11 protein-coding genes are annotated in these 13,959 nt (G+C 62.3%); 7 read left to right on the plus strand and 4 right to left on the minus strand.

The genetic code is table 11. The features are described 5' to 3' along the window. Positions 1-740 precede the first annotated feature (740 nt). The 4 genes from ACY693_RS06035 (at position 741) to ACY693_RS06050 (ending at position 7,718) form a co-directional block, all read left to right on the plus strand. Complete coding sequence (locus ACY693_RS06035; protein ID WP_462320929.1) at positions 741-4,847, plus strand: ribonucleoside-diphosphate reductase subunit alpha; 4,107 nt, start codon at positions 741-743, stop codon at positions 4,845-4,847. A 40-nt stretch (positions 4,848-4,887) separates the two neighbouring features. Then, positions 4,888-5,676 carry a DUF3298 and DUF4163 domain-containing protein gene (locus ACY693_RS06040; RefSeq protein ID WP_462320930.1) on the plus strand — a complete coding sequence of 263 codons (789 nt, stop codon included), beginning with the start codon at positions 4,888-4,890 and terminating at the stop codon, positions 5,674-5,676. Continuing rightward, entirely contained in the window at positions 5,663-6,211 is a 549-nt protein-coding gene (locus ACY693_RS06045) for a phosphate-starvation-inducible PsiE family protein (RefSeq protein WP_462320931.1), read from the plus strand. Before ACY693_RS06040 ends, ACY693_RS06045 begins: the two co-directional genes overlap by 14 nt. Positions 6,212-6,539: 328 nt before the next feature. After that, positions 6,540-7,718 (plus strand): ribonucleotide-diphosphate reductase subunit beta, encoded by a 1,179-nt coding sequence (locus ACY693_RS06050; protein WP_462320939.1) that lies wholly within the window; start codon positions 6,540-6,542, stop codon positions 7,716-7,718. 183 nt (positions 7,719-7,901) lie between these two features. Here the strand turns inward: ACY693_RS06050 and ACY693_RS06055 are convergent, their stop codons facing one another. From ACY693_RS06055 to ACY693_RS06065, 3 genes are all read right to left on the minus strand, one after another. Next, a complete protein-coding gene (locus ACY693_RS06055) occupies positions 7,902-8,855 on the minus strand; it encodes a PDZ domain-containing protein (RefSeq protein ID WP_462320932.1) in 954 nt (317 codons plus the stop codon). A gap of 230 nt (positions 8,856-9,085) precedes the next feature. Next, positions 9,086-9,787 carry a type 1 glutamine amidotransferase gene (locus ACY693_RS06060; RefSeq protein ID WP_462320933.1) on the minus strand — a complete coding sequence of 234 codons (702 nt, stop codon included), beginning with the start codon at positions 9,785-9,787 and terminating at the stop codon, positions 9,086-9,088. A 104-nt stretch (positions 9,788-9,891) separates the two neighbouring features. Next, positions 9,892-11,166, minus strand: a complete 1,275-nt coding sequence (locus tag ACY693_RS06065; protein WP_462320934.1) for an O-acetylhomoserine aminocarboxypropyltransferase/cysteine synthase family protein — start codon at positions 11,164-11,166, stop codon at positions 9,892-9,894. Between the two features lie 138 nt (positions 11,167-11,304). Between ACY693_RS06065 and ACY693_RS06070 the strand changes: the two genes are divergently transcribed. Together ACY693_RS06070 and ACY693_RS06075 are read left to right on the plus strand one after the other, a co-directional pair. Next, positions 11,305-12,159, plus strand: coding sequence for a pentapeptide repeat-containing protein (locus tag ACY693_RS06070; RefSeq protein ID WP_462320935.1), 855 nt, complete (start codon positions 11,305-11,307; stop codon positions 12,157-12,159). 224 nt (positions 12,160-12,383) lie between these two features. Continuing rightward, positions 12,384-12,602 carry a hypothetical protein gene (locus ACY693_RS06075; RefSeq protein ID WP_462320936.1) on the plus strand — a complete coding sequence of 73 codons (219 nt, stop codon included), beginning with the start codon at positions 12,384-12,386 and terminating at the stop codon, positions 12,600-12,602. Positions 12,603-12,621: 19 nt separating this feature from the next. Here the strand turns inward: ACY693_RS06075 and ACY693_RS06080 are convergent, their stop codons facing one another. Further along, positions 12,622-13,410, minus strand: coding sequence for a lytic transglycosylase domain-containing protein (locus ACY693_RS06080; protein WP_462320937.1), 789 nt, complete (start codon positions 13,408-13,410; stop codon positions 12,622-12,624). A 250-nt stretch (positions 13,411-13,660) separates the two neighbouring features. On the opposite strand from ACY693_RS06080, the gene ACY693_RS06085 reads away from it, so the two are divergent. Next, the coding region (locus ACY693_RS06085) for a DUF882 domain-containing protein (protein WP_462320938.1) at positions 13,661-13,959 on the plus strand (299 nt) is incomplete at its 3' end.

The following is a 13,959-nucleotide window of genomic DNA, read 5'->3' on the forward strand; positions in this document are numbered from 1 at the left end:
GCCGGTGTCTCAGCCGGTGTCTCAGCCGCGGACCCGGCCGAGCCTTGAGCTGGGGTTTCGCGCGGACCTTCAGCGACGGGCTCTGCCAGTAACGGCGTCGCCAGCACCCAGCCCAGTAGGGTTGCGCCAGTGCGCAGCCTGGTTCGATTCATCGTCTCCTCCTGTGCGCCGTCGAGACCGCGAACCGACTGCCACGGCAAGGCTCGATTGGCGCGATTGGTGTTGGCTCGATATCGGGCTGAGCCCCCCGCAGGGCCGACCACGAGCACCCAGTATAGCGCTGACCAGCCGCTCTCAGCCCGGCCCAATGCAGGGTACGAGCAGGCCGAAGTTATGCACAGGGGAAGCCCTCAACGACGGCCTCAAACGGCGATTGCGGTAAAGATATCCACAGCCTGCACACAAGACGCCGATAGGCTTAGTCGCAACTAAACCACAAGATATGGTGGTTGACACCCCCCTTGATACGTATATATTGATGACAACCAAGGTATCTGACTCATCGACCGCTGTTGCCATATCAGTGGTCAATTGCTGTGACGGCCGGCGACAACGGCCCGCCTCTGATACCGCGACCAAATCGATAATGCGGCCAGGGCTTCAACACCGCTGACGCTGAGCCGCAACCCAAACCCTGATCGCCAAGCTCGAACTGCGTACCAGTGAGAACCCTGTTCGGTGTCGACCGGACGCCAGCGACAACCGAAAAGCACCACACAACATCCATCGAGGACAGCACTATGGCCGCCGCCCCCGCGAAGACTGATGCAACAGCAGACGTCGTGCATCGACCCAGCGTCGAGCCTGAGGCTCGGCACACCACGTCGACCAGCGTCGCTGCACTGAGCCCGAGCAGCGAGGTTGCGAGCCATCGTCCGGGGCAGGTCCAGGTCATCCGCCGCAACGGCAAGGTCACCCATTTCGATCCGAGCAAGATCAAGGTCGCCATGACCAAGGCCTTCATTGCGGTCGAGGGCAGCGGCGCGGCTGCCTCTAGCCGCATCCATCATCTGGTCGACGAGCTTGCCGAGCAGGTGGTCTCGGCGCTCACCCGCCGTCTGCCGGGTGGCGGCACCGTCCATATCGAAGATATCCAGGATCAGGTCGAGCTCGCGCTGATGCGTGCCGGTGAGCACAAGGTGGCGCGGGACTATGTGATCTATCGCGACGCCCGCGCCCGTGAGCGCGCCGAAAAGGCCGCCAGCGCGACGACCACAGCGACTGTTGAAGCCACTGGACTCAACGTCACCCTCGCCGATGGCAGCACGCGGCCGCTGGACGTCGAGCGTCTGCGCCGACTGGCGCGCGAGGCCGCTGCAGGGCTTGAAGGGGTTGATGGCGAGGTGATCATCACCGATACGCTGCGCAACCTGTTCGATGGGGTCAAAGAGGCCGATGTCGGCCAGGCATTGGTGATGTCGGCACGCGCGATGATCGAGCGCGAGCCGGCCTATAGCCAGGCCGCGGCGCGGCTGCTGCTCGATGTGATGCGGCGCGAGGCGCTGAGCGAGCTGGGGATGGCGGTCGGGGTCGAGACCCAGGCCGATCTCGCCGAGCGCTATGTCGATTATTTCAGCGCCTATATCAAGACCGCCGGCGATCTGGAGCTGCTCGACAAGCAGCTTGGGCGTTTCGACCTGGCTCGGCTCGGCGCCGCGCTCAAGCCTGAGCGCGATCTGCAGTTCACCTATCTGGGCCTGCAGACACTCTACGATCGCTACTTCATCCATACCGCCGAGGGGCCGCGAATCGAACTGCCGCAGGCCTTCTTCATGCGTGTCGCGATGGGCCTGGCGATCAACGAGATCGACCGCGAGGAGCGCGCGATCGAGTTCTACGAGCTGTTGTCCTCGTTCGATTTCATGAGCAGCACGCCGACCCTGTTCAACTCCGGTACGTTGCGCCCACAGCTCAGCTCCTGCTATCTGACCACGGTGCCGGACGATCTCGATGGCATCTACGGCGCCATCAAGGACAACGCGCTCCTGAGCAAATTCGCCGGTGGTCTCGGTAACGACTGGACCCGAGTACGCGGCATGGGCGCTCACATCAAGGGCACCAATGGCAGGAGCCAGGGTGTGGTGCCGTTTCTGAAGGTTGCCAACGATACCGCCGTCGCCGTCAATCAATGCTTTGCGTCCGAGACCACCGTCTTCACTGCCAATGGCCCCAAGGCGATTGCGGATGTGAAGGTCGGCGATCTGGTGCTCGGTCAGCGCGGGCGCTACCGCGAGGTCAGCGAGCACTTCGTCTACGCGCAGCAGGATGCGCCCATGGTCCAGGTGCGGATCAGGCATTCGGTGAATGATCTCAAGGTCACTGCGGGTCATCCCTTCTGGGCCATCCCAGGCGTGCCGGCGGAACAGTCGATCGAGCGCACCCTGAATCAGATCGAGAACGGTCGCTATCGGCCTGACTGGGTGGAGGCTGGCTCGCTCAGTGCCGGTGACTATGTCGCACAAGTCATCCCAAGCGAGGTGGTGCCTGTTGAAGGGCTGACCGAGGACGATGCGCGCTTCTATGGCATCCTGCTCGGCGATGGGCATCTGACCAGAGGTCGGGAATTCGGGGTCTCTGGCAATCCCGCCTCTGATGGCAATTATCTGCAGTTCGTGCGCGAGTATCTTGACGCACGCGGCATCCACTTCTGGGAAAACCGCCGCGGTGGCACCTATCTGCAGATCAAATGGTCCGTCGGCCGTGGCCTCGCCCGCTGCGCGACCACCGGGCGCTGGGTCGGCGAGGATCTCGCGCATCTGCCCTTCACCGAAGAAGACCTGTACGACGCCGCCCGCAACAAACGCATCGCTCGGCGCTTCAGCCATTTGCCGCCCCGGCAGACGCTAGCACTGATCCAAGGGCTGCTCGAGACCGATGGGGGGATCAGCCGGGGCAAGGAGATCTACTTCACCAGCAGCTCAGCGCCGCTCGCCGAAGGGCTGCGCTACCAGCTGTTGCGTCTCGGCATCCCCTGTGCTGGCCAATACCGCGAGCGTGCCGGCGACCATCAGGGCACTCGGTCAGACGGCAGCGTGATCGCCTTCACTGGGGTCACGCGCGCCTTCGATCTGCGCATCCCGGCCGACCCGCGCATCGCTGCGCTGGTTGGTGCGCCCGCGCTGACTAAGCACAACTGGTTCCGGCTCGGCAACTGGCTGTTCACCCGCGTCAAGGCGGTCGAGCCGATCACGCCCGTGGCGGAAGTCCACGACCTCAAGGTCGAGGGCGATGAGAGCTACATGACCGCCGCGGCCCTGGTGCACAACGGCGGCAAGCGCAAGGGCGCGGTCTGCGCCTACCTCGAAACCTGGCACATCGATATCGAAGAATTCGTCGAGCTGCGCAAGAACACCGGTGACGATCGCCGCCGCACCCACGATATGAACACCGCCAACTGGGTGCCGGATCTGTTCATGAAGCGCGTCGCCGAGGATCAGCACTGGACCCTGTTCTCGCCCGACGAGACCCCGGACCTGCATGACTTGACTGGTCAGGCGTTCGAGCAGGCCTATCTCGGCTACGAGGCGCGCGCCGAGCGCGGCGAGCTGAAGGTGACCAAGCGCATCAAGGCGGTCGACCTCTGGCGCAAGATGCTGGCGATGCTGTTCGAGACAGGCCACCCCTGGATCGCGTTCAAGGACCCCTGCAACCTGCGCTATACCAATCAGCATGTCGGGCAGGTGCACAGCTCCAACCTTTGCACCGAGATCACCTTGCACACCAACGACCAGGAGATCGCGGTCTGCAATCTGGGCTCTGTGAACCTGGCCGCGCATGTGACCGAGCGCGGGCTCGACACCGCCAAGCTGCGCAAGACCGTGCGCACGGCGATGCGCATGCTCGACAACGTCATCGACTACAACTTCTACAACGTGCCGCAGGCGCGCAATTCCAACCTGCGCCACCGACCTGTTGGGCTCGGCCTGATGGGCTTCCAGGATGCGCTCTACGAGCTGCGCATCCCTTATGCCAGCCAGGACGCGGTGCGCTTCGCCGATCACAGCATGGAGGCGCTGAGCTACTACGCGATCGAGGCCAGCACCGAGCTGGCCGCCGAGCGCGGGCGCTATCAGAGCTTCGATGGCAGCCTCTGGAGCCAGGGCGTCCTGCCGATCGACAGCGTTCAGCGACTGGCTGAGGGCCGCGGCGGCTATCTGGAGATCGACACCAGCACCACCCTGGACTGGAACGGCCTGCGCGAACGGGTAACGACGATCGGCATGCGCAACAGCAATTGCCTGGCCATCGCGCCGACCGCGACCATCAGCAACATCGTCGGCGTCAGCCAGTCGATCGAGCCGACCTATCAGAACCTGTTCGTCAAATCGAATCTCTCGGGCGAGTTCACCGTCGTCAACCCCTACCTGGTGCGCGATCTCAAGGCGCTCGGGCTCTGGGACAGCGTCATGGTCAGCGACCTCAAGTACTACGACGGCAGCCTGCAGCAGATCGATCGCATCCCCGATGAGCTGAAGGAGCTCTACGCGACCGCCTTCGAGGTCGACCCACGCTGGCTGGTCGAGGCCGGCAGCCGACGCCAGAAATGGTTGGATCAGGCGCAGAGCCTGAACCTCTACATGAGCGAGCCGAGCGGCAAGAAGCTCGACAATCTCTACAAGCTGGCCTGGGTCCGTGGACTGAAGACTACCTATTACTTGCGTTCGATGGGCGCCACACACGTCGAGAAGTCGACCATGGCGGATTCAAGCCGAGCGAACCGCCTCTCGGCCGTCGGCGGCGCCTATCAGTCACCGGGAAAGGCGAAGTCGAACGGTGGCGGCAAGCCCGCCGACACAACGCCTAAAGCCTGCTCGATCGATGATCCAGAGTGCGAGAGCTGTCAGTGATCGATAAGACCGCGTTCAGGGATGAAGTAGGAGCGAAACGATGACCAAGATGACGAAGAAGACCTGGATTCTAGGCCTCGTTCTTATCGTCGATGTGACCTCGGCACTGGCCATCGATATCGGCCCGGTCGAGGTGTCGCATCAGGACGGCCTCGTGCGACTGGAACAGAACGGCCCCATGGTCGAGATCGCGGCTCGGTTCCCGACGCTGGACGATCCAGTCCCAAACACGGCGGCGAACCCAAGAGCTGCGGTGGAAGCGGCGAATCGATTCGTCGAGCAGCAGGTCCTAGGCCAAGTCGACGAATTTCGCGATGAGTACCAAACCTTGCTCGCAGACAACGACGGCGAACACCTCGGCCCGCCCTGGGGACTTTCGATCAACGGCGAGCTGCTCTATCAAGGCCCAACCTTCTGGACCATCGATCTCGAGACCTACCGCTTCACCGGTGGCGCCCATGGCGGAACCGAGAACCGAGCCTTGGTCCTGAGCCGCAAGACCGGTGAGCCGATCCCGGTGTCAGCGCTCTTCAGGCCCAACAGCAACTGGCTGCAGCGCCTGTCCGATGCGAGCTACCAGGCGCTGCTCCAACGCGAGCAGTTCGAGCCGGATGACGACTGGCTGATGCGAGGCACGGCGCCCGAGCCGGAGAACTACCAAACCCTGCTTCCTATCAAGGAGGGCATCGAGGTGGTCTTTGGTCAGTATCAAATTGGCCCATACGTCATCGGCATCTCGCGCCTACTGCTGCCCTACTCGGAGCTCAGTGCCGTTCTGAGCCCAACACTGTTTCCCCAGCAGGAGCACCAAGCTAATGACGAACGCTAACGAGAGTGGAGGCCACAAGCGGGGTCAACATGACGAGCTGCCGACCGACGAGCAAGACCCGATCCTGAGCTGGCTGCATCGAGTGATGCGATCCGCCGCGTATGTGCTCGCCATCGCGATGGTCTTCGTCATCCTGGTTGGCGTGCTCAGTGTCATTCACACCGTCTACCTCAACCTCATCCAACCGCCCTACTTCTTGATCCCGGACATCATCAAGACCTTCGGCGCGTTTCTCGCGGTGCTGATCGCCTACGAGATCTTCTCGAACATCCGGCTCTACATCCGCTCTGATGTCTTTCCGATGAAGCTCGTCGTCGCGACCGCGATCATGGCCATCGCGCGAAAGATCATCATTCTCGACATGGCCGAGTACAGCGCCCTCGATCTCATCGGCATGGGTCTCATCGCGGTGGGTCTCGGCATCACCTATTGGCTGATCTCGCTCGCTGACCGCGATACCGACGCCAAAGACCTGCCGCCTGTCGCGGCCAGCGCGCTCTTGCCCGGCAGCAAAGCCAACGAGAAGAAGGACTAATCGAACACAGGCAGGGCCGGCGCTTGCTTGGCCCTGTGGCCCCGATATCCACCACAACGGAGCATCCGATATGCTGAACTGGGATGACCCCCTTGCCAATGCGCGCCCAGCTCCTAATGAACGCAGGCATCGGCCCTTGCCAGATACCGACGCCCATTCAGAGACCCAGCCCGACGTTGAGCGCTTGCTCGATGCGCGCTACGACAACGACGCCGACGGTGAGGATCAAGATCATGACTTCGCTCTTCCCGGCAGTGCCGCCTCGACAGGCCAAGGAGAGAACAAGCTCGCCCGTCCCGGCCAAGGCCTCGTCTCCAACGCCGACCTCATGGCGACTGCTGGCAGCGCGCCGGTGGTCAACCCAAACCCTGGCCCGGCACAGCCGGCACTGATCGACGAGAAGCCGGATCGTTCAAAGCCTAGCGCCCAGGCGTTTGACCCCAATGCCGAGGGCGGCGCGACCGGTCTCGAGAGCCTAGAGCTCGGCGCCGGACGCATCCGCGTCGACGACAAGCGCATCATCAACTGCCACGCCGATCTCAACCAGCTGGTGCCCTTCAAGTACGACTGGGCCTGGCAGAAGTATCTCGACGCTTGCGCCAATCACTGGATGCCGCAAGAGATCAACATGAATGCCGACATCGCGCTCTGGAAGGACCCGAACGGCCTCACCGACGACGAGCGCACCATCATCAAGCGCAACCTCGGCTTCTTCTCGACCGCCGACTCGCTAGTGGCCAACAACCTGGTGCTCGCGGTCTATCGCCACATCACCAATCCCGAGTGCCGCCAGTACCTGCTGCGCCAGGCTTTTGAGGAGGCACTGCACACCCACGCCTATCAATACGTGGTCGAGTCCTTAGGGCTGGACGAGGGCGAGATCTTCAACATGTACCGCGAGGTGCCCTCGGTCGCGCGCAAGGCCGAGTGGGCGCTGCCCTACACCCAATACTTGGCTGATCCGCATTTCCATACAGGCACGCAAGAGAACGATCAAAAGCTGCTCCGCGAGATGGTCGCCTTCTACATCATCTTTGAAGGCATCTTCTTCTACGTCGGCTTCGTGCAGGTGCTGAGCATGGGGCGGCGCAACAAGATGACCGGCACCGCCGAGCAGTTCCAGTACATCCTGCGCGATGAGTCGATGCACATGAACTTCGGCATCGACGTGATCAACCAGATCAAGATCGAGAACCCGCATCTGTGGACCGACAGCTTCAAACAGGAGCTGATCACCATGATCCGCGACGCGGTGCAGCTCGAGGCGGACTATGCTCACGAGACCATGCCTCGCGGCGTGCTCGGACTCAACGCACCAATGTTCGAGGAATACCTGCAGTTCATCGCCAACCGCCGCTGCGCGCAGATCGGCCTGCCCGAGCAATACCCAGGCGTCAGCAACCCATTCCCATGGATGTCCGAGGTGCTGGACCTGAAGAAGGAGAAAAACTTCTTCGAGACCCGCGTCACCGAGTATCAGACCGGGGGCGCGCTGAGCTGGGACTGAACCGCTGACAAGCAATAGCCGCCCTCCTACTAAGCGGCCGGTCGTTATTCAAGATCAGGGATGATCTGGTGACAGCGAGTTCGACGATGTGGGACGGCTCCTCTCCGATCGGGCTCTGGGATCAGGACAGGTCAGCCGCTAGAGGCATCGCCTGTCATCAGGCAAAATGATCTGAGCCCAGCATCAGCTGTTGGGGTCGACTCGGGCTGCATCGAGCCGAATACCTATCGGACCGCGCGGCATCCAGACCTCGACGACCTGACCACCGCGACGGACCTGAACCGGAACCAGCTCACCGCGTTCTCCGGCACTGGTTGCGGAGCGCAGGTCGTTGAAGTCCAGCACCAGTTCATCGCCGTAGCGCTCGATGATATCGCCGGGCATCAGACCACTCTGATCGCCAGCGGAGCCGGCAATCACCGAATCGACACTGACACGGTTCGTCTCCCCAGTCTCGTAGAGGTAACGGTCGTAGGCCTCGACATCGAGCTCGTCGCGAAGCGATACGCGCTCGGCGTTCAGCGCACGTAGCTCCTCGCGGTAACGGTCGGTCCCCAGCCAGCCCTCACGCAACGCCTGATCGCGCAGCTCCAGCCGGTCCAGCTCGACCTGTGAGCGACGCCAGAGGATCTCGTCGGCCGTGCCAGCAGGGACACCAACACGGACGAGGGCATTGCGCTGCTCCTGTGGTGTCCGGGGCCGCGCTGCATCCGTCCGCTCATTGGTTGAGACATCGTCCGCTATGGGCGCTGGGCGGCGCTCCAAGCTCACCACTCGCTGCTGCAGCGCGACCAGATCCGCTTGCATCCGACCCCACCCCTGCGAAAGCTCATCCAGGCGCGCCAAAAAGGCTTGTTGCGCCTCGGGCGCTATCAACGTCTGCTCGGGCTCAGCAGCGTCGGGATCGCCATCAGAAGCGAGGGAGGCCCCGTCTGCTGTCACCTTGAGTGCTGAGTCGACGGCGGTGGTGGAATCCGACGCAGGCGTCGGCGTACCAGACCCCTCGACCGCGACAGGCACCGTCTCGGTGTCAGTTGGGTCGACCTCACCCGAGACGACCAAGGCACCTGTCGCCACGCCAATCGAGAAGGTCAACGCCGGAGCCAGCGTGGCTCGCAGCCAGTGTCGTTTGGTCATCAGCAGCTCTCTCAAGTCTTGATCAACGGCGCTCCGTCGGCAGCGCCTTGCCACGCCACCTTAGTCGCTCGCTGGCGCCTTGCGTTCCAGAGACCAGGAGGAGAAACCGGAGATTCTGCGGATTAACGCCGGTCGTTCGCCCCCCAAGAGGCATTGCAACCTACAAATGACGCCGATAAACGCAGCGAGCTAAAGAGACTTCTAGGCTGCTACTCACCCCGACCTGAGCTTTAGGGACGCCTTGCATCGAGGCGGTCCAATAGCACCTCCAGCACCCGCGCCGTCTCCTCATAGCGCACAGTCGATACGGCGAGCATCTGCTCCGCGCTCTGCACGAAAGGTCCTGGCGTCAGCTCGTCAGCACAATGGCTGCAAAGGGTGCGGAGGCTCGTCGGCGTCATCTCGAGATGAAATTGCAGGCCTAGAATGCGCCCCTCGACCAGAAAGCCCTGCTGTGTGCAGGCCTCGCTCTCCGCGAGATGAAGGGCGCCAGGTGGCAGCGCGAAGGTATCACCGTGCCAATGCAGGACCTGCAGCTCAGCGGGAAGATCCTCGCAGAAGGGATGCGCGCGCGCCGCTTCAGTCAGTCTGACCGGAAACCAACCGATCTCCTTGTCTGGATTCCGGCCCACCGGCGCGCCAAGGGCCTCGGCAATCAGCTGCGCGCCGAGACAGACGCCAACCAGCGATCGGCCGGCGTCGATCGCCGCTCGAATCAACTGCTTTTCTGCCTTTAGCCACGAGTACTGCTGCTCATCGCCGACCCCCATGGGACCACCCATCACGACCAAGCGATCGAAGGCATCGAGCTCGGGCAACGCGTCGCCGGCGAACAGATGGCTGAAGGCAATGGGGTGACCTCGGCTCTCAGCCCAGTCGGCGATCTGAGCCGGCCCTTCAAACGGCACATGCATCAGGCAGTGAGTCTTCATCGCAGTCTGCTCGGCTTGACAGGGGTTGAGACCAGGGACTGAGACCAGAGGTTGACACCAGCCGGTTGAATCAAGGCGTTGGGCGGCAGGAGCGAGATTGTCGCTCAGGCCGCTGCCAGTGCCTGCTCCAAATCGGCAACGATGTCATCGATGTGCTCGATACCGATCGACAGCCGCACCAGATCCTCGCTCACCCCAGCACCCGCGAGCTCCTCCGGCGAGAGCTGGCGGTGCGTGGTGGTGGCGGGATGGCAGGCCAGGGTCTTGGCATCACCGATATTGACCAAGCGCACCGCGAGCTTGAGCGCATCGATGAAGCGCGCACCGGCCTCGCGGCCTCCCTTGATCCCGAATGAGAGGATCGAGCTGGCCTTGGCTCCATCCATGTATCGCTCGACCAACGGATAATCCGGGCTGTCGGGCAGGCCGGCGTAGCGCACCCACTCGACCTTAGCCTGGCCCTTCAGATACTCCGCCACCGCGATCGCGTTCTCACAGTGGCGGTCCATGCGCACTGGCAGGGTCTCGATGCCCTGCAGGATCAGGAAGCTGTTGAACGGCGAGATGGCACTGCCCATGTTGCGCAACGGCACAACGCGAGCGCGACCTATATAGGCCGCCGGCCCGAGCGCCTCGGTGTAGACCACGCCATGGTAAGAGACATCGGGCTCGTTGAGCATTGGGAAGCGCTCGGCATGCTCGGCCCAAGGAAACTGGCCGGAGTCAACGAGCACACCACCGATGGTGGTGCCATGACCGCCCATATACTTGGTCAGCGCGTGCACGACGATGTCCGCCCCATGCTCGAACGGTCGACACAGGTAAGGGCTGGGCACGGTGTTATCGCAGATCACCGGCACCCCTTGGCCATGGGCGAGGTCCGAGATCGCCTTGAGGTCGGCGACGTTGCCGGCCGGATTGCCGATCGATTCACAGAATACCGCCTTGGTCTTGGCATCGATGTGAGCCGCCATGGCATCGATATCGTTCGGCTTGACCAGCCGCACCTCGATGCCGAGTCGCGGCAGCGTGTGCGCGAATAGGTTGTAGGTGCCGCCATAGAGCGTCGAGCTAGCGATGATATTGTCGCCGGCCTGCGCCAGGGTAAAGATCGAGTTGGTCACCGCCGCCATCCCTGAGGCCAAGGCCAAGGCCCCGACCCCCCCTTCCATCGCCGCGACGCGCTTCTCAAGCACATCGCTGGTCGGATTCATGATGCGCGTGTAGATGTTGCCCGGCACCTTGAGGTCGAACAGGTCAGCCCCGTGTTGGGTATCGTCGAAGGCGTAACTGGTGGTCTGGTAGATTGGGGTCGCGACGGCCTTGGTCGCAGGGTCCGGCTCGAAGCCGGCATGGATGGCGAGTGTCTCGAGCTTCATCGTCTCCTCCTCGGGTGCAGCTTGGCTGTACGCTTGTTTCTGGTGCAAAGGGGGCGCGGGGTGGATAGCATAGCCGAATGCGCTGGTAATCCCATCACAGCAAGAGGCCAGCGCCTACGACAACTCTCGGAGGACACGATGGTCGAGATCAAGCATAAAGAGACGGGCGATGTATTGGCTAGGGTCGACGGCGATTCGTTGGTCGGCGCCGATCTACGTGACATGCGGCTGAATGGCGCTGATCTGCAAGGGATGGATCTGAGCGGCGCCAATCTTGAGTTCAGCGATCTGGTCGGCGCCAATCTGCAGGCCGCAACACTGACGGGCGCCAACCTACGCAGTGCCCATCTGAACGACGCTAACCTCAAGGCGGCGAATCTGGCCAAGGTGCGCGCAGGCACGGAACGCCCAGCCAATGTTGCCGTGCTCTCCGGTGCCGATCTGAGCGACGCCAACCTCGACGGTGCCGATCTGCGCAAGGCCGAGATCCGCTTCGCCAAGCTGGAAGGCGCCAGCCTGACCGGAGCCGACATGCGTGGCACCGACTTCTGCCACAGCAACCTCAGTCACGTGACCGCTGAGCGTGCGCTCTTTATTCAAGCCAATCTGCGCGAGGCCAACCTGACTGCAGCCGACCTGAGAGACAGTCATCTCAACGATGCTAATCTCGTCAACGCCAACCTCGAGCAAGCGGACCTGACCAGCAGCGAGACCAACGGTTTTACGGTACTTAACCTGGCCAATCTCGAAGGCGCAAACCTGGTTGGCGCCCGGCTTCGCAATGCCTCGGCGCAGGATGCGAACTTTCGCAACGCCAACCTGACCGGGGTCGACCTGGTAGGCGCGGTGCTCGGCGGCGCCATCCTGCGCGGCGCGATCGTCACCAACGCCGACTTCCAGGGAGTTCAATTGGCCAGCGTCACCATGGAGTTCGCCAATTTCTCGGAGGCTAAGAATGCCGAATTCCCGAGCTACAAGAAGAACTTGCGCTAAGACGGCGACCGAATAGGGCCGTCCAATAGCGCGAGATCCTTCAGCACAGATCGCGCTGAGCAAGGCCCCAGGAGAACAGCAACTGGGGCTCCGCAACGGGGGCTCGATCAACAGCATAGCGGCCCCATATCCTCGCCAGACCCTTACAATCCACTCATCATCAACCGAGCTGAATGCGCGAGCGTTCCGGCGCCGCTTACTCAGCCAAGATGGAACCTTGCCCTATGCCCTACTTCGTCTACAAGATCACGCCCAACATGCTCTTGACCCATATCGAGACGCAAGAGCGCTATCAGGACGCCCGCGCCACCGTGCGCAACCTGCGTGCCGAGCGCGCCCAAGGCGACGACGCCGATTACCGGATGATCTTTGCCAAGCATCAGTTAGAAGCCGAGAGGCTTCTCTCCAGGCCGAAAGATAATCGCGTCATCGGCGAGGACTAGCAAGCGCGGCAAGCGCCGCTCAGGACTGCCGCGATTCCTCTTCTGCCCACAAGAACTGCAGCACCTTGCGCACATAGTTCTGGGTCTCTGGATAGGGTGGAATCTGGTTTCCGTAACGTTTGACGGCACCCTCGCCGGCGTTATAGCCGGCGAGCGCGAGTCGAAGATCGTTATCGAACAGGTCGAGCAGGAAGCGAAGGTAAGCGGCACCACCCTCGATGTTCTGGGCCGGGTCCCAGATCTCGGTGACCCGAAAACGCTCAGCCGTGCCAGGCATTAACTGCATCAGACCACAGGCCCCAGCGTGCGAGAGCGCGTCTGGCTTATAGGCTGATTCGGTGCGGATTACCGCGTGCAACAGCTCCGGCACCAGGCCATGGCGCCGAGCAGCACTTTCGATCAGTGGCTGATAGCGCTGCCGGCGCACCCACATGGAGCCACTGACCCGCTCGACCGGGCGACGCTTGTAGACCTCCGCAGCCTCAGCCTCCGCCTTCAACCGCCCCTCACGTCGGGCATCGACCTCGGCTTGCTTGCGCCGAATCGATGCCGACTGCTCCCGATTCTGCGCCGCGAGCCGTGTCGCAGTGCGCTTCCACTCAAGCTTGAGACCGGCACTGGTTAACGGTTCGTCGGAGAAAAAGACATTACCCTCTCGGTCAACGTACTTGAACACGTCCGCGCTCAGGGTGCTCGAGCCCAGCGCCACGACGAGGCCAAACACGCCGAGGCCGACAGCTGTGCACGAACGCCAGACGCCACCAGCGCCCGCCGAATCGCACGCCATCGCCGCGCGCTCAGTCACCATCGACTTTTCTCTCCACCTCTTCGACAAGGCTCCCGTGGACCCCCACAACCTCAGTCACGGCAGTGAATTGAACCATTCACGCACCCATCAAATTTAGCCAGCTCAAACGGACGCTTAACGGTTTTCGTTCATGTAGTTCAGAACATGCTAGGCCGACGTCAACTCATCGTCAAACAGCTATTGCTTTTGTCTCACCCCGGCCTATACTCAGGCCGCACAACAACATGATCGTCTTCTAGGGGGAACACTAGTGAACCGACGGATCTTCCTCGGCGCGGCCTTGGCTGTAGCGTCAACGCCGGCCTTTGCCCGCCGCCGACTCGACCAGCCTCGCGTCCTTTCCTTACATCATCTCCACACCGACGAGCGCCTGACGCTGACTTACCGCAAGGGCGATCACTACCAGCGCAGCTCACTGGCCCGACTCGATCATTTTTTGCGGGACTTTCGCACCGGCGACGTCACCACCATCGATCCAAAGCTGTTCGACCTGCTCTTCGATATCAAACAGTCGATTGGCCACGACGAGGCCGTCTTCGAGATCGTCAG

The sequence above is a fragment of the Halochromatium sp. genome (assembly GCF_054919635.1).